16 protein-coding genes and 1 tRNA gene are annotated in these 13151 nt (G+C 71.7%); 12 read left to right on the forward strand and 5 right to left on the reverse strand.

Going from position 1 to position 13151, the window contains the following annotated elements:
* The first annotated feature begins 55 nt into the window (after nucleotides 1–55).
* From AB0I81_RS37435 to AB0I81_RS37445, 3 genes are read left to right on the forward strand one after another with little or no spacing between them, the layout of a single operon-like run.
* On the forward strand, nucleotides 56–250 hold the full coding sequence (locus AB0I81_RS37435; RefSeq protein WP_360666986.1) for a hypothetical protein: 195 nt from the start codon (nucleotides 56–58) through the stop codon (nucleotides 248–250).
* The gene (locus AB0I81_RS37440; RefSeq protein ID WP_360666989.1) at nucleotides 250–846 is read left to right on the forward strand and encodes a TetR/AcrR family transcriptional regulator; all 597 of its coding nucleotides are present in this window, start codon (nucleotides 250–252) and stop codon (nucleotides 844–846) included. The genes AB0I81_RS37435 and AB0I81_RS37440 overlap by 1 nt, the downstream gene beginning before the upstream one ends.
* Before the next feature lie 40 nt (nucleotides 847–886).
* Complete coding sequence (locus tag AB0I81_RS37445; protein ID WP_360666992.1) at nucleotides 887–1270, forward strand: hypothetical protein; 384 nt, start codon at nucleotides 887–889, stop codon at nucleotides 1268–1270.
* Here AB0I81_RS37445 and AB0I81_RS37450 read toward each other — a convergent pair.
* Together AB0I81_RS37450 and AB0I81_RS37455 are read right to left on the reverse strand one after the other, a co-directional pair.
* Nucleotides 1246–1761 (reverse strand): DUF523 domain-containing protein, encoded by a 516-nt coding sequence (locus AB0I81_RS37450; protein ID WP_360666995.1) that lies wholly within the window; start codon nucleotides 1759–1761, stop codon nucleotides 1246–1248. The genes AB0I81_RS37445 and AB0I81_RS37450 overlap by 25 nt on opposite strands.
* On the reverse strand, nucleotides 1731–3095 hold the full coding sequence (locus AB0I81_RS37455; protein ID WP_360666998.1) for a DHA2 family efflux MFS transporter permease subunit: 1365 nt from the start codon (nucleotides 3093–3095) through the stop codon (nucleotides 1731–1733). The genes AB0I81_RS37450 and AB0I81_RS37455 overlap by 31 nt, the downstream gene beginning before the upstream one ends.
* Before the next feature lie 44 nt (nucleotides 3096–3139).
* Here AB0I81_RS37455 and AB0I81_RS37460 point away from each other — a divergent pair, with 44 nt between their 5' ends.
* The 8 genes from AB0I81_RS37460 to AB0I81_RS37495 all read left to right on the forward strand — a co-directional run bounded on the left by AB0I81_RS37460 (nucleotide 3140) and on the right by AB0I81_RS37495 (nucleotide 8502).
* Nucleotides 3140–3826 (forward strand): TetR/AcrR family transcriptional regulator C-terminal domain-containing protein, encoded by a 687-nt coding sequence (locus AB0I81_RS37460; protein ID WP_360667000.1) that lies wholly within the window; start codon nucleotides 3140–3142, stop codon nucleotides 3824–3826.
* A 49-nt stretch (nucleotides 3827–3875) separates the two neighbouring features.
* A complete protein-coding gene (locus AB0I81_RS37465) occupies nucleotides 3876–4238 on the forward strand; it encodes a hypothetical protein (RefSeq protein WP_360667003.1) in 363 nt (120 codons plus the stop codon).
* The gene (locus AB0I81_RS37470; protein ID WP_360667005.1) at nucleotides 4235–4612 is read left to right on the forward strand and encodes a hypothetical protein; all 378 of its coding nucleotides are present in this window, start codon (nucleotides 4235–4237) and stop codon (nucleotides 4610–4612) included. The genes AB0I81_RS37465 and AB0I81_RS37470 overlap by 4 nt, the downstream gene beginning before the upstream one ends.
* A gap of 31 nt (nucleotides 4613–4643) precedes the next feature.
* Entirely contained in the window at nucleotides 4644–5333 is a 690-nt protein-coding gene (locus tag AB0I81_RS37475; RefSeq protein ID WP_360667008.1) for an SRPBCC family protein, read from the forward strand.
* A gap of 321 nt (nucleotides 5334–5654) precedes the next feature.
* Nucleotides 5655–6881: an MFS transporter gene (locus AB0I81_RS37480; RefSeq protein ID WP_360667011.1), complete on the forward strand. Its 1227-nt coding sequence runs from the start codon at nucleotides 5655–5657 to the stop codon at nucleotides 6879–6881.
* Nucleotides 6878–7711, forward strand: coding sequence for a metal-dependent hydrolase (locus AB0I81_RS37485; protein WP_360667014.1), 834 nt, complete (start codon nucleotides 6878–6880; stop codon nucleotides 7709–7711). The genes AB0I81_RS37480 and AB0I81_RS37485 overlap by 4 nt, the downstream gene beginning before the upstream one ends.
* 32 nt (nucleotides 7712–7743) lie before the next feature.
* Nucleotides 7744–7959: a helix-turn-helix domain-containing protein gene (locus AB0I81_RS37490; RefSeq protein WP_360667017.1), complete on the forward strand. Its 216-nt coding sequence runs from the start codon at nucleotides 7744–7746 to the stop codon at nucleotides 7957–7959.
* A 9-nt stretch (nucleotides 7960–7968) separates the two neighbouring features.
* A complete protein-coding gene (locus AB0I81_RS37495; protein ID WP_360667020.1) occupies nucleotides 7969–8502 on the forward strand; it encodes a Clp protease N-terminal domain-containing protein in 534 nt (177 codons plus the stop codon).
* A gap of 167 nt (nucleotides 8503–8669) precedes the next feature.
* On the opposite strand, the gene AB0I81_RS37500 is transcribed toward AB0I81_RS37495, so the two are convergent.
* Complete coding sequence (locus tag AB0I81_RS37500; RefSeq protein ID WP_360667023.1) at nucleotides 8670–9566, reverse strand: RNA polymerase sigma-70 factor; 897 nt, start codon at nucleotides 9564–9566, stop codon at nucleotides 8670–8672.
* A 75-nt stretch (nucleotides 9567–9641) separates the two neighbouring features.
* Here AB0I81_RS37500 and AB0I81_RS37505 point away from each other — a divergent pair.
* Nucleotides 9642–9714: transfer RNA gene (locus AB0I81_RS37505), tRNA-Ala, on the forward strand.
* Between the two features lie 3 nt (nucleotides 9715–9717).
* Here AB0I81_RS37505 and AB0I81_RS37510 read toward each other — a convergent pair.
* Both AB0I81_RS37510 and AB0I81_RS37515 read right to left on the reverse strand, forming a co-directional pair.
* Nucleotides 9718–11556, reverse strand: coding sequence for a RiPP maturation radical SAM C-methyltransferase (locus AB0I81_RS37510; protein WP_360667026.1), 1839 nt, complete (start codon nucleotides 11554–11556; stop codon nucleotides 9718–9720).
* A gap of 7 nt (nucleotides 11557–11563) precedes the next feature.
* Nucleotides 11564–13030, reverse strand: coding sequence for a S8 family serine peptidase (locus AB0I81_RS37515; protein WP_360667029.1), 1467 nt, complete (start codon nucleotides 13028–13030; stop codon nucleotides 11564–11566).
* Nucleotides 13031–13151 lie beyond the last annotated feature (121 nt).

Below are 13151 nucleotides of genomic sequence, written 5' to 3' on the forward strand. Positions count from 1 at the left end.
GACCCCTTCGCGGACCCCGACGGCGGTTTCAGGGGGCTCGCACAAGGTGATCACGGTGAAGGGCGGCGAGGTGGTGTTCTCGCTCGGCTCCGACGGCTGCCGCCTGATCTCGGCCACCCCGGTCAGCGGCTACACGGCCAAGGTGGCCCGCGCCGACGGCTGGATCCGGGTCGATCTGGCCAGGGGCGGACACGGCACGGGCGTGTTCTGCATCGGCCACGAGCGGCGCACCGACACGTGGGAGTACTGATGAGGAACAGGCGCTGGAGCAGGTCGAGCGGCACCCGCGACACCCTGCTGCGCGCCGCCCGCGACGTCTTCCTGGCCAAGGGGTACGCCGAGGCCACCGTCGCCGACATCGTGGAGGCGTCGGGCATCAGCGTCGGCAGCCTGTACCACCACTTCGGCGGCAAGCCCGGCCTGTTCCTGGCGCTGTGGGAGCAGTTCATGCGCGGCCAGGAGGAGCGCACCCACCGGGCGGCCAAGGCCACCGCCGGCACCTCGGAACGTTTCCTGGCCGGCGCCCGCGCCTACCTGGAGGGCTCGTGGGAGCAGCGCGAGGTGGCCAGGCTGTTCCTGGAGAACGACGGGCCCGCCGAGTTCACGATCCTGCGCAGGCAGCGCGGCTGGAACTGGATCGGCGGCAACAAACGCCTGCTCGGACTGGACGACTCGCGCGAGAGTCAGGTGCTCGTCGTGCTGCTGACCACGATGATGGGGGAGGCGGGCCGCGAGGTGGCGGCGTGCGAGTCGGGCAAGGAGGCCGAGGTGACGATCGCGGAGGTGATCCGCCTGGTGCGCAAGCTGCTGCCTACGCCGCAGAGCGTAGCGGGGCCGACACCCTGAGGACGATTCCGTGGTCGGGACGTGGTGGCAGCGTGGAGGCATGGACGCGATCCGCAGGACCCTGGGCTGGCTGCTGCTGCTCTACGCCCTGGTCTTCCTCCTGTTCGGGCTGCTGCACGCGGGGATCGCGATCGGGCCACTGAGCGAACCGGTGATCGTGCCCGCCGCGATCGTCGAACCGCTGTGCGCCGTGGCCGCGCTCGCCGGCTCGTACGGCGCGCTGCGCGACCGGACGTGGGCCTGGGACGGGCTCGTCTACTCCCACGCGGCGGCACTCGGCGGGGTGCTCCTGGGCATCCTGGCGCTGGCCTTCGGCGACGACTCCGACGCCACCGCGCTGCTCACCTGGTACCACAACGCGATGGCGGTCGCGCTGACCGCCGGCCTGAGCGGCGCCTTCTACGTCTCCAGGGTGCGGGAGTGAGCTTCGACCGTCCGCAGGTGTTCGGCCGCCTCCGGCAGCCGCGCCTCGTCGAACACGCGGATCCCGTTCAGCTCCAGCAGCGACGTGGTGACGCCCTGCCCGGCGACGCGGCGCCCCTCGAAGCTGCCGTCGTAGATGGACAGCGCGCCGCACGAGGGACTGCCCTCCTTCAGCACCGCCATCCTGATCCCGTGCGCCCGCGCCACCGCGAGCGCCCCCTGCGCGCCCGCGACGAACTCGGCCGTCACGTCGGACCCGTCCGTCGCCAGCACCCGGGCGGCGCCGGACAACACGGCGGCCCCGCCCGCGCCGCCCTCGATCTCGGCGGCGAGCCGGGGGACCGGCAGCCCGCCCGACACCTCGGGGCAGAACGGCACCAGCCGCCCCTCCTCCCGCCACCGGGCCAGCCAGGCGTCGGAGCTGGTCTTCGCGCCGCCGTCGTAGCGCACCCTGCGGCCCATCAGGCAGGCGCTGACGAGGATCTTCTCCACGACTTCGATCCTATGAGCGCGATCGGCACCAGCGAGACCGCGGCCAGCCCGATCACCACCCAGAAGGCGTAGGTGAAGGCCCGCTCCACGCCCGCCGCGGTGAACAACTGCAGCAGCACGGCCAGTACCGCCACCCCGAACGGGGCGGCGAGCCGTACCGCGATCGTGCTCAGCGTGGTCGCCGCCGGAATGGCGGTGTGCTCCAGCGTCTTGTACGCGGCCGCCGCCACCGACGTGGCCACCAGACCATGCCCGAGCCCCAGCAAGAACATCGGCCCGGGACCCCCGCCGAGCAACACGAACGCCCCGATGCCCGCCACCGCCAGCAGCACGCCCGCCGCCCCGGCGCCGCGCGGCCCCCGGCTGTCGGTGAGCTTGCCGGCCAGCGGCATCGTGATCGCCGCGCCGATCCCCATCGGCGCCAGCAGCAGCCCCGCCTCCAGCGCGTCGCCGCCCCGGGCGAGCTGGCTGTAGAGCGGCACCAGCACGGTGAAGCCGAACGCCGCGGCCGAGTAGCACACGAGCGCCAGCACCGCGGAGGCGAACGTGCGGTCACCGAACAGCCGCAGGTCCAGCAGCGTCCCGCCGGGTTGTCCGCGCAGCGCCCGCACCGTGAACGCGGCCACCAGCGCCAGGCCGATCCACACCGCGGGATGCAGCACCGAACCCCCGTTGCCCACCTCGGACAACCCGTAGACCAGCGCGGCCAGGCCAGGCGAGAGCAGGGCCAGGCCGAGCACGTCCAGGGGCCGTGTGCCCGCGCCCGGCTCGCGGGGCAGCAGGACCAGCGCGGCCAGCAGCGCCACCGCGCAGACCGGCACGTTGACCAGGAACAACCAACGCCAGCCGAGGCCCTGCACGATCAGCCCGCCGAGGGGCGGCCCGAGCACCGGCACCAGCATCGCGGGCAGCGAGATCAGGCCCATCGCCCGGCCCATCCGCTCCTTGCCCGCCGCCTGGGCCAGCATCATCTGACCGGCCGGCAGGAGCAGGCCCCCGCCCAGTCCCTGTACGGCGCGGAAGACGACCAGGCTCCACAACGACCAGGCGGCGGCGCTGAGCGCGGAGCCCGCGACGAACAGCGTGAGCGAGACGAGCCAGACGTTCCTGACGCCGAACCTGCCCACCGCCCAGCCGGTGATCGGCACCGTCATGGACATGGCCAGCAGGTAGCCGGTGGCCGCCCACTGGATGGAGGCGAGCGTGGTGTGGAAGTCGCGGGCCAGGGTGCCGAGCGCGACGTTGACGATCGTGGTGTCGAGCATCGTCATGACGACGCCGAGCAGGACGACCAGGCCCGTGGCCCGGAAGGAGTTTCGTACGGCGTATCGCATGTCGTACACCGTAGCACTTTCGTACGCTGTATAAACTCGCGGGCGTGACTTCCATCTGGTCGAGACCCTCGCCGCCGCGCCGCCCGGTGCTGACCCGGGAGGCGATCGTGGCCGCGGCCATCGCCATCGCCGACGCCGAAGGGCTGGACGCGGTCTCGATCAGGCGCGTGGCCGCCGACCTGGAGGCGCGGGCGATGACGCTGTACTCCTACATCGAGCGCAAGGAGGACCTGCTGGCCCTGATGCTCGACGAGATCGCCGCCGAGACCCTGGTCGAAGGGCCGCTGCCGACGGGCTGGCGCGAGGCGCTGCTGCTGCTCGCCCGGCGCGAGCGCGAGGTGGTGCGGCGCCATCCGTGGCGGGCCGGGCTGATCGGCCACGGGGCGGCCGTGGGGCCCAACGGGCTGCGGCACGTCGAGCAGAAGCTGGCGGCGTTCGACGGGCTCGGGGTCGATCGGCTGACGGCTTGGCGGTTCCTGGCGGTCTTCAACGACTACATGACCGGGTTCGTGGTCAGGGAGGCGCTGGAGCGCGGGGCGCCCAGGGAGCAGGGGGTCAACGAGTCGGAGCGGGCCGCGGTGGCGGAGCCGTACATCAGGGAGCTGATCGACGGGGGTGAGTTCCCGCGGCTCGCGCCGATGATCGAGCGGGGTGTGCCGGGGGCGGACGACAACTTCGAGCGCGGGCTCAACTGGGTGCTGGACGGGATCGAGGGGCACCTGCGCGCGTGACGAACCGTGAAATCGGGGGCGAGCCACCCGGGCGATAGCCTTGGCCCCGATGAACACCATCGTCTCCACGATCGTCATCTCCGGCGCGCTGCTGCTGATGCTGATGAGTCTGATCAACGCCTTCCGTGACCGGCCGATGGGCATGGTTCTGCTGGTCGGGTTCGCCCTGCTGGAAGTGGCGGTGCTGGTCCAGGCCGGTTTCGTGATCGCGGCGGTGGCGGGCGGCGGGGGGCCGGCGGACAAGGTCACGCTGTTCGGGTACGTCGGTGGCGAGGCGCTGATCCCGCCCGCCGGGGTGTTCCTGGCGCTGGCCGAGCGCAGCAGGTGGGGGTCGGGGATCCTGGCGCTGGCCGGGTTCGCGATCGCGGTGATGACGGCCAGGCTGCTGCAGATCTGGCAGGGCGTGGCGTGAACGAGTCCATCGCCTCCGGTCCCGGGCGTGCGCTGATCGCGCTCTACGGGTTGTTCTCGCTGGCGGCGGGGGCGCGGGCGGGGGTGCAGATCGCGACCAGGTTCGGCGAGGCGCCGCTGGCGTACTCGTTGTCGGCGTTCGCGGCGCTGGTCTACATCCTGCTCACCGTCGCGCTCTGGCGCGGCGCGCGCCGCCTGGCGCTGGTGGCGCTCGGCATCGAGCTGGCCGGCGTGCTGGTCATCGGCACGCTCAGCCTCCTCGACCCGGCCGCCTTCCCCCACGCGACCGTGTGGTCGGGGTACGGCAGGGGCTACCTGTTCATCCCGCTCGTGCTGCCGCTGGTGGGGTTCTACTGGCTCTGGCGCAAACGTTAACGTCCTGTGCGGCGGGGCAGTGGCACTCCCCATGAGCACGATCGAACACTCTGAAGATGTCAGGGTCCCCGTCAGGGTGGCCTACAACCAGTGGACACAGTTCGAGAGCTTCCCCGAGTTCATGGAGGGCGTGGAGTCGGTCAAACAGCTCGGCGACACGCGTACGGCGTGGGTGGCCGAGATCGCCGGCATCAGGCGCGAGTTCGAGGCCGAGATCACCGAGCAGCACCCCGACGAGCGCATCGCCTGGCGCAGCACCGACAAGCCGCACCAGGCCGGTGTGGTGACCTTCCACCGGCTCAACGACGACACGACCCGGGTCACGCTCCAGATGGAGTACGACCCCGAGGGCTTCATCGAGACGGCCGGGGACTGGCTGCAGCTTGTGCGCATGCGGGTGGTCGGCGACGTCAAGCGCTTCAAGACGTTCGTCGAGTCGCGCGGTGGCGAGACCGGCGGCTGGCGCGGTGACGTGCCGGGGCCGCACCAGAGCGGCTCCACCTACGGCGACAGCGCGCAGCACGTCCCGCCCGGCACGGTGGGCGGCGGCGACCCCCGGCCGGGCGGCACGCTACCGCCTCCGGGCACGGTGCCCCCGGCGCCTCCCGGCTCCCCGGCACCTCCGGGGTCCCCGACGCCTCCCGGGTCTCCGGCTCCTCCCGGATCGCCGACGCCTCCGGGGGGTCATGAGCCTCCCGCGGGCCCACGGCCCGTGCTCTGAGCCGCGAGAGAGGGTTCAGACTCTGTGATCTGAGCTACCGGAGGAGGTTCAGGCTCTGTGATCTGAGCCACCGGAGAGGGTTCAGGCTCTGTGATCTGAGCCACCGGAGAGGGCTCAGGCTTTGTGACCTGAATCTCCGCGAGGGCTCAGGCCATCTGCTCTGAGCCTCCCAAGGACACCGTGCCCGTGCTCTGAGCTGCCACAAGACCCCCCGGCGTCGCACGCCGGGGGTTTTGTCATGGTTAGGAATAAAAGCCCGTTTCGGTCCTGTTAAGGTGATGATTCGTCCCATGATTTGATGAATGGAGGACCTCCCCCAACATGAGCGTGCTCGCCCAGGAGTCCCGCGGCAGAACCACCCCACTGGCCTGGCTCCTCGTGCTGGGAATCGTCCTCGCCGCCCTCAACCTGCGCACCGGCGTGACCAGCGTCGGCCCGCTGCTGGACCAGCTCTCCGCCGGCCTCGGCATGTCGAGCGTCGGCACCGGCCTGCTGACCACCCTGCCCGTGCTGGCCTTCGCCAGCGTCGGCGCGATCACCCCGACGTTGTCCAGGCGCGTCGGCGAGCACCGGCTGCTGCTGCTCGCCCTCATCACGCTCAGCGTGGGCCTGCTGGTCAGGTCGATGGTCGACTCGGCCCCGGTGTTCCTGCTGAGCAGCGCGGTCGCGCTGTCCGGCGGCGCCGTCGGCAACGTGCTCATCCCGACGCTGATCAAGCGCCACTTCCCGGCTCGTACCGGGCTGATGACCACTGTCTACACTACGGCCCTCGCGGCGGGCACCATGCTGGCCGCCGCCGCGACCGTGCCGATCGAGCGCGCGTCGGGCGACTGGCACATCGCGCTCGGCGTGTGGGCTGCCTTCGCCGTCGTCGCCGCCATCCCGTGGCTCGCGCTGCTGCGCAGCGAGCCCGCGCGGGCGGCCGGCGGTCAGGAGGTGGGTTTCCGCGCGCTGTTGAAGAGCAGGCTCGCGTGGATGATCGCGGTGTACTTCGGCACCCAGTCGATGATCGCCTACATCATGTTCGGCTGGCTCGCCACGATCCTCACCGACGGCGGCTACACAACCTCGCAGGCCGGGCTCATCCTCGGCGTCTTCACGGCGCTGAACATCCCCGTCTCGATCGTCGTGCCCATGATCGCCTCCCGCTTCGGCGACCAGCGTCCCACCGTGGTCGCGCTCGTCGCCTTCTACGTGGTCGGCTTCCTCGGGTTGTGGCTGGCGCCCGCCTCCACGGCGATGGTCTGGGTGGTGTTCGTGGCCGTGGGCATGGGCTCGTTCCCGCTGGCGCTGATGATGCTGGCGCTGCGCACCCGTACGCCGCAGGTCACGGCCGCGCTGTCGGCCTTCGGCCAGAGCATCGGGTACCTCATCTCGGGCGCGGGCCCGCTGCTGGTCGGCGTGCTGCGGGAGACGACCGGCGGGTGGGCGGTGCCGTACACGCTGATCTTCGTGGTGCTCGTCGCGCAACTCCTCACCGGCCTGTACGCGGGCCGCGACCGCTACCTGGAGGACGAGCGGGGGGCCGCTGCCAGAATGACCGGGTGAAGTCCACCCTTGTCACCTTTCCCAGCGGCCTGACCAGCGGCCGCTCGCAGATCGTCGGGGTCGTGCCGGTGGGGGACCGGCACGGGCTCGTCGTGGCGGAGACGCCTTTCCATCCCCTCGACCACACCTGGCCCGACCAGCCCGCGGACCGCGGCACGATCGGCGGGCTGCCGGTCGTCGACTGCTTGACGGGGGCGCGGTCGGCGGCCGGCGAGGTCTTTCTCGGCGCGGACATCCCGGCGCGGCGCGGCGCCGAGGACTGGGACTGGCTGGTGGTCCACGTGACGCCGGAACCGCTGCCCGTGGGGTCCGAGGTGGACCTGGAGGTCGATGCCGGTTTCCGTGCGGCGCTCTCGGCCGGTCACACCGCCTGTCACCTGGCCGCGCTCGCGCTCAACGCCGCGCTGGCCGATCGCTGGCGCAAGGAGGTCAGGGCCGACGCGCTCGGGAGCCCCGACTTCGACCAGGCGGCGATCACCTCCTCCCGCATCGGCCCGCACCACAGCCAGGACGTCTACCGGCTGGGCAAGTCGCTGCGCAAGAAGGGGTTCGCCGCCGACGGCCTGGACCCGGCGGTGGTCGCCCGGCGGGTGAACGAGCAACTGGCGGAGTGGGTGGCGGCCGACGCCCCGGTCCGGGTGGAGGTGCCGGACGCGGGACTGACCGCCCGCCGTACATGGCACTGCTCGTTGCCCGGGGGTGAGGCGTCCATCCCGTGCGGTGGGACCCACGTGAGCGGCACGGCGGAGCTGGCCGGGATCGGGGTCGAGCTGTCGTTGTCGCCGGAGGAGGACACCCTGACGATGCGGACTGCCGTCAGCATGTGTTGACAAGCGGGTGCTTGTCAGCACATGCTGACACCATGGAAGTCACCAAGCTGGCCGAGGCGGCGGCCGACCGCGACCCCGGGGTGGGGTTGCAGGCGGTGGCCGCGCTCAGGGCCCTGCTGGAGGAGCTGGAGGCGGTGCACGTGTCCAACGCCCGCGCCCAGGGCTGGTCATGGGAGCAGATCGCCGACGCGCTGGGAGTCAGGCGCCAGTCGGCCCACCGCAAGCACGCGCGCAGGACGGGGAGGTAGGAGCGGGTGATGTTCGACAGGTTCACGCGGGAGGCCCGCCGGGCCGTGGTCAAGGCGGGAATCCACGCGCTCGACGCGGGCAGGCCCGCGCTCGACGCCGGCCTGTTGCTGCTGGGCGTGGCGGAGGTGCGGCCGTTCACGCTGCCGGCCTTCACCGCCTCCGCGGCCGACGTGCGCGAGCGCGTGGGGGCGGACGACCGGCGCGCGCTGCTGGCCACGCTCGGGATCGACCTCGACGAGGTACGCCGCCGCACCCGGATCGGCGTGGACGACCCCGCGTCCTGGACCCTGCGCCGCTCCCGCCTGCGCCCCCTGAGGGTGGTCCTGTACGGGCCCGTGGGCGAGATCCCGCTGGCCATGCACGCCAGGAAGGTGATCGAGGTGGCGAGGTGGAAGCCCGGTCCCGTCACCGGCGAGCGGCTGCTGTGGGGGCTGCTCGCCGACGGCGGAAACGGCGTGGGCAGAATCCTGCGCGACACCGGGGTGAACCTGCGGGAACTGGTCCACGAGGCCGGCATCCCCGTCCACCGCCGCGCCGCCTGATCACGGCATGGCGGGATCCGGGGCCGGCCGCGCCGCCTGATCACGGGCTCGCGGTCCGCGGCGCCGGCCCTTCACGGGTTCACACGCTCACGGGTTCACGCGCTCACGGGTTCACGCGCTCACGGGTTCACGCGCTCACGGGTTCACGCGCTCACGGGTTCACACGCTCACGGGCTCGCGGGCGCCAGGTGGCCGATCTTGTCCGGGTTGGCCACCAGGTAGATCTCCTCGATCTTCCCCTCGTTGATCAGCAGCGAGACGACGGCGACCACCCGGCCGCCGGAGGCGAGCACCATAGCGGGGGAGTTGTTCAGCGTCGTCATCCCGAACGACAACTCCGCGTCCTGCGCCATGCCGATCGAGATCATGAAGCGGGCGATGTTCTCCGGCGAGTTGATCGACAACAGGTAGCGGCCGACGTTCTCCGCGCCGGTGATGGCCCGCAGCGCCGCCCTGGCCTTGCCGCCGCCGTCGGAGACCATCGTGACCTGGTCCGCGAGCAGCCCGATCAGCGCGTCGAGGTCGCCGACGGCCGAGGCGCTCATGAACCGTTCGGTGACGCGCCTGCGTTCCTCCGCGTCCACGTCGAAGCGGGGACGCTTGTCCCGCACGTGCTCGCGGGCCCGCCTGGCCAGCTGCCTGGTCGCCGGCTCGGCCCGCCCGATGATCTCCGCGATCTCGGAGAACGGCAGGTCGAACGCCTCACGCAACACGAACACGGCCCGCTCGAGCGGCGACAGCGTCTCCAGCACGATCAGCATCGCCATCTCCACGGTGTCGGCCAGTTCGGCGCGTTCGGCGGCGTCGGGGGCGGTGCTGATCGGCTCGGGCAACCACGGGCCGACGTACGACTCCCGCCGCGACCTCGCCCACCGCAGCCGGTCGATGGCCAGCCGCGAGGTCACCGTGACCAGGTACCCCTTGGGGTCCGCGACCGTCGACTCATCCACCCCCGACCAGCGCAGCCACGCCTCCTGGACGCAGTCCTCGGCGTCGGCGACGCTGCCGAGAATGCGATAGGCGACCGCGATCAGCAGGCTTCGGTGCTCCTCAAAGACCGGCATGAAACCCATGAAATACCACGGGGGTCCGGCGTGACACGGGTGCTCCGGAAGTCCGTTACACTTGTTGATCAGCAAGGGGCTATGGCGCAGTTGGTAGCGCGCCTCCATGGCATGGAGGAGGTCTGGGGTTCGAATCCCCATAGCTCCACCCCTAAAGCTCGCGCGGCGGGCGATGCACTCCCAGCGCCAGCCAGCGATCACCGGTGCGGGCCATCAGGCGCAGCGCGTGACATTCGGCCAGGAACGCGCGGACCTCGTCGGGCTCGGCGCCCGCGGCGGTGCCCGCCTCGATGGCCGCCCGCTCCGCGGTGACCCGGTCGCACCTGTCGTACACCGCCGCCCGCCAGCCCGTCAGACGGTGCGAGACCGTCGCCTCCTCCCGGGCATCGACCAGCACGAAACCGCCCTCGGCGTGCGGCACGAGGCTGAGCGAGCCGCGCGGGCCCCGCTCGACCCACGCGCGCACCGGCTCCACGGCCGTGGCCACGTACGCGTCGGGACGGCGGCCGTCGGCGTGGTCGTAGTCGAAGTAGTAGGCGATGCGCCGCAGCGGCGCCGGGGGGAAGGGATACAGGTACCGGTAGACCTCCATCGGGCGCACGTTCGTCAGGCCGAAGGCGGCCGGGTCGGAGTGGAAGGGGCTGAACCGGTCGAGCCGCACCGGGTCCAGGCCGGAGGGCGGCGCGCAGAAGCCGATCGCGTCCACCAGTTCCCGCGTCTGCTCGTAGTCCTCGGCGCGCTCGCCGGGGAACCCGTACAGGAGGTTCCACTCGGGGCGGACACCGAACTCCGCGCACCACTTGAGCAGCTGCACGTTCTGCAGGGCAGTGGTGCCCTTGCGCATCAGGGCCAGCACGTGGTCGCTGAGGCTCTCGACGCCCGGCTGGATCCTCGACACGCCGGCCCTGGCGAGCAGGCGTACCTGCGCGGCGCTGAGATTGGCCTTGACCTCGTAGAACAGGCGCACGGGCGCGCCCGCGGCGGCGAGCGCGGGCAGCACGGTGGTGAAGTAGCGCATGTCGAGGATGTTGTCGACGACGCCGACCGCCTTGGCGTCGTGCCGCCGGACCAGGCCGTCGATCTCGGCCAGCACCCGCTCGGGGCTCTTGCTGCGAAAGGCCATCGAGCCGCCGTTGAGGCCGCAGAACGTGCAGTGGTGCCTGGCCCCCCACCAGCAGCCCCGCGAGGTCTCCAGCAGCAGCGTGGGCGGGATGCCGGCGGCCGGCGGGCAGCCGGCCAGGTCGGCGAGGTAGTCGTCGAAGCAGGGGACGGGCAGCGAGTCCAGGTCCGCGATCGGGGCCGCCCGCCCGGTGCGCACGCTCGCCCCCGCGCGGCGCACGACCAGGCCGGGCACGTCGCCGCCGTCCCGCCCATCGCGCAGGCCGCGCAGGAAGGCGGGGAAGGACACGTCGGCCTCGCCCGAGCAGACCACGTCCACGAAGGGGAAACGCGCGTGCAGCTCGTGACCCATCTCCTCCTCCCAGTTCGCGCCGCCGAAGACCACCGTGATCTCCGGGCGCAGGAGCTTGATCCGCCGGGCGAGCGCCAGCGAGGCGAGGTTCTGCTCGAAGGTGGAGGTGAAGCCGACCACGTCGTAGTCGTCCCAGCGGATCGAGGCGACGCACTCGTCCACGAACGCCTCGCACCGGGCCCGCAGTCCCCGCAACCGGTCGATCGTCTCCTCCGGCTGGTTCCAGGCGCGGCGCAACACCCGGTCGGCGTACTGCTCGTCGGCGTCCGGGCGGGGGCCGTACAGCGCGGAGGTGAACAGCCACTCCCCGGCGAACGCGAGGTGCGGCAGCTCGTTCTCGACCCAGCGGTAGTCGCGCGCGCCGATGGCCGCGCATAGCGGGAAGCCGAGATAACGCACCTCGCACGGCACGCCGTCGCGCCGCAGCGCGGCCCGCAGCAGGCTCAGGCCGAGCGAGGGACGCTCCAGCGCGTGCCACGGCAGGCTGAGCAGCAACACGCGCGGCCGGTCCGCCATCATGTCCCGCTCAGAACCTGATCGACTTGTACGCGTACGCGGCGGCCGCCGTCGACTGCCCCGCGTCCAGCAGCCCGCCGCCGGTGGCCAGGTCGGGGCGGTCCTGCATGGCCAGGTTGTTCATGCCCTTACGGTCGTGGCCCTGCCCCTGGGCGACGTTGCGCGCATGATCGGTCAGGAACCTCTTCACCTCGGACGGCAACATCGGCGAGTACACCTGCTTGAGCAGCGCGCACGCGCCGGCGACCTGAGGCGCGGCGGCCGAGGTGCCGCCGAGCACCGCCCACCCGTCGTCGGGGGCCGTCCCGTCGCCGTCGGGAGGGGCCGCGCCGCCGTGGTGCCGCTCCCGATCGATCCGGGAGCCCGGAGGCACCGGCAGCATGAGGTACGCGGCCCGCGGCATGAGTCCCACCAGCCCAGCGAGATCGGGCACCCGCCGCCCGGGATAGATCTTGCTCTCGAAACCGCTGGCGTAGTCGGAAGCCTGAACGGCGCCCTGCTCGTCCAGGTAGGCGCCGCCCACGGAGATGACGTCGGGGTGCTGGGCGGGGAAGCCGAAGTCGCCGTTGCCGGCGGCGAACACGACGACGGTGTTCTTCCCGGTCGCCCGCGCGATCGCCGAGGCCAGCACGGAGTCCGCGCCGCTGAGCACCCCCGACTTCTTGTCCCCGCCCCAGCCGCAGCTGATGATGTCGTAGCTCCCGCTCGCCGCCACGTTGAAGGCGGCCGTCGTGTTCACGTGGCTCATCTTCACCATGGTGAGCTCGGCCCTGGGCGCGATCGAAAAGAGGTTGGCGGCCATGGCGGTGCCGTGCCCGACCTCGTCCTCCTCCGGGCGGGCCGCTCCCGGGCCCAGCACGACGGGCGCCACGGGATAATGCCGGTGACGGAAGAAGGCGTGGTCGTAGAACCCGGTGTCGACCATGGCGACGCGCACGCCCCGGCCGTCGTAGGCGTTGCGGTGCGCCAGGTCGGCGTTGCATCCGGTACGCACGCGGTCCGGGACGCTCAGATGCCAGTAGCCCACCGACGGCGGGAAGGCGCTCTCGAACAGGAGGCGGGGCTCCTCGATCGCCACCCCTTCGATGAGGTCGAGGTCGGAGGAGGTGGAGGCGATCTCGATGAGGCCGGGGCGCCGGGCGTGCAGGCACTCCACGAATTTGCCGTCGTCCCCGTCGCGCTGCTCCGGGCGCAGCGCGTGCGGCTCCGTGGTGAGCCGGCAGTCGAAGACGTCCTGGTAGAGGTCGGGCGCGCCGGCGATGTTGATCGTCGTGTCCGACACCTGAAGGATCTGGAAACCCATGCGGCGGAGCTGGTTGACGGTGTCGGTGATCACCTGTGGCTCGGAGACGATGGCCAGGGAGGAGTCGGCGGTGATGGAGTCGTACTCGAACAGCGACCGGCCGCCGCGCGACTTCGGTGAGACCTGGGCGTAGACGAGGCTCGGCAGCGGCCGGCTGGGTACGGACGTGGACATGGCGGAGCTCCTTCTGGAAGGGGTCGGGGAAGGCCATAACGGACGGTAGACGAGCCACTCCGGCCGCGCCCCCGTGAGTGGCCAGGGGAAAACCCTGGGACGGCGCGGGGAAGATCGGGCC

The organism is Nonomuraea sp. NPDC050404 (genome assembly GCF_040655495.1).
Lineage (GTDB): Bacteria > Actinomycetota > Actinomycetes > Streptosporangiales > Streptosporangiaceae > Nonomuraea.

What these genes read in the sequence shown, in the direction of transcription:
- AB0I81_RS37440 (WP_360666989.1), top strand. Translation starts at nt 250, where the DNA reads ATGAGGAACAGGCGCTGGAGCAGGTCGAGCGGCACCCGCGACACCCTG.
- AB0I81_RS37445 (WP_360666992.1), top strand. Translation starts at nt 887, where the DNA reads ATGGACGCGATCCGCAGGACCCTGGGCTGGCTGCTGCTGCTCTACGCC.
- AB0I81_RS37455 (WP_360666998.1), bottom strand. Translation starts at nt 3,095, where the DNA reads ATGCGATACGCCGTACGAAACTCCTTCCGGGCCACGGGCCTGGTCGTC.
- AB0I81_RS37465 (WP_360667003.1), top strand. Translation starts at nt 3,876, where the DNA reads ATGAACACCATCGTCTCCACGATCGTCATCTCCGGCGCGCTGCTGCTG.
- AB0I81_RS37475 (WP_360667008.1), top strand. Translation starts at nt 4,644, where the DNA reads ATGAGCACGATCGAACACTCTGAAGATGTCAGGGTCCCCGTCAGGGTG.
- AB0I81_RS37480 (WP_360667011.1), top strand. Translation starts at nt 5,655, where the DNA reads ATGAGCGTGCTCGCCCAGGAGTCCCGCGGCAGAACCACCCCACTGGCC.
- AB0I81_RS37490 (WP_360667017.1), top strand. Translation starts at nt 7,744, where the DNA reads ATGGAAGTCACCAAGCTGGCCGAGGCGGCGGCCGACCGCGACCCCGGG.
- AB0I81_RS37495 (WP_360667020.1), top strand. Translation starts at nt 7,969, where the DNA reads ATGTTCGACAGGTTCACGCGGGAGGCCCGCCGGGCCGTGGTCAAGGCG.
- AB0I81_RS37500 (WP_360667023.1), bottom strand. Translation starts at nt 9,566, where the DNA reads ATGCCGGTCTTTGAGGAGCACCGAAGCCTGCTGATCGCGGTCGCCTAT.
- AB0I81_RS37510 (WP_360667026.1), bottom strand. Translation starts at nt 11,556, where the DNA reads ATGATGGCGGACCGGCCGCGCGTGTTGCTGCTCAGCCTGCCGTGGCAC.
- AB0I81_RS37515 (WP_360667029.1), bottom strand. Translation starts at nt 13,030, where the DNA reads ATGTCCACGTCCGTACCCAGCCGGCCGCTGCCGAGCCTCGTCTACGCC.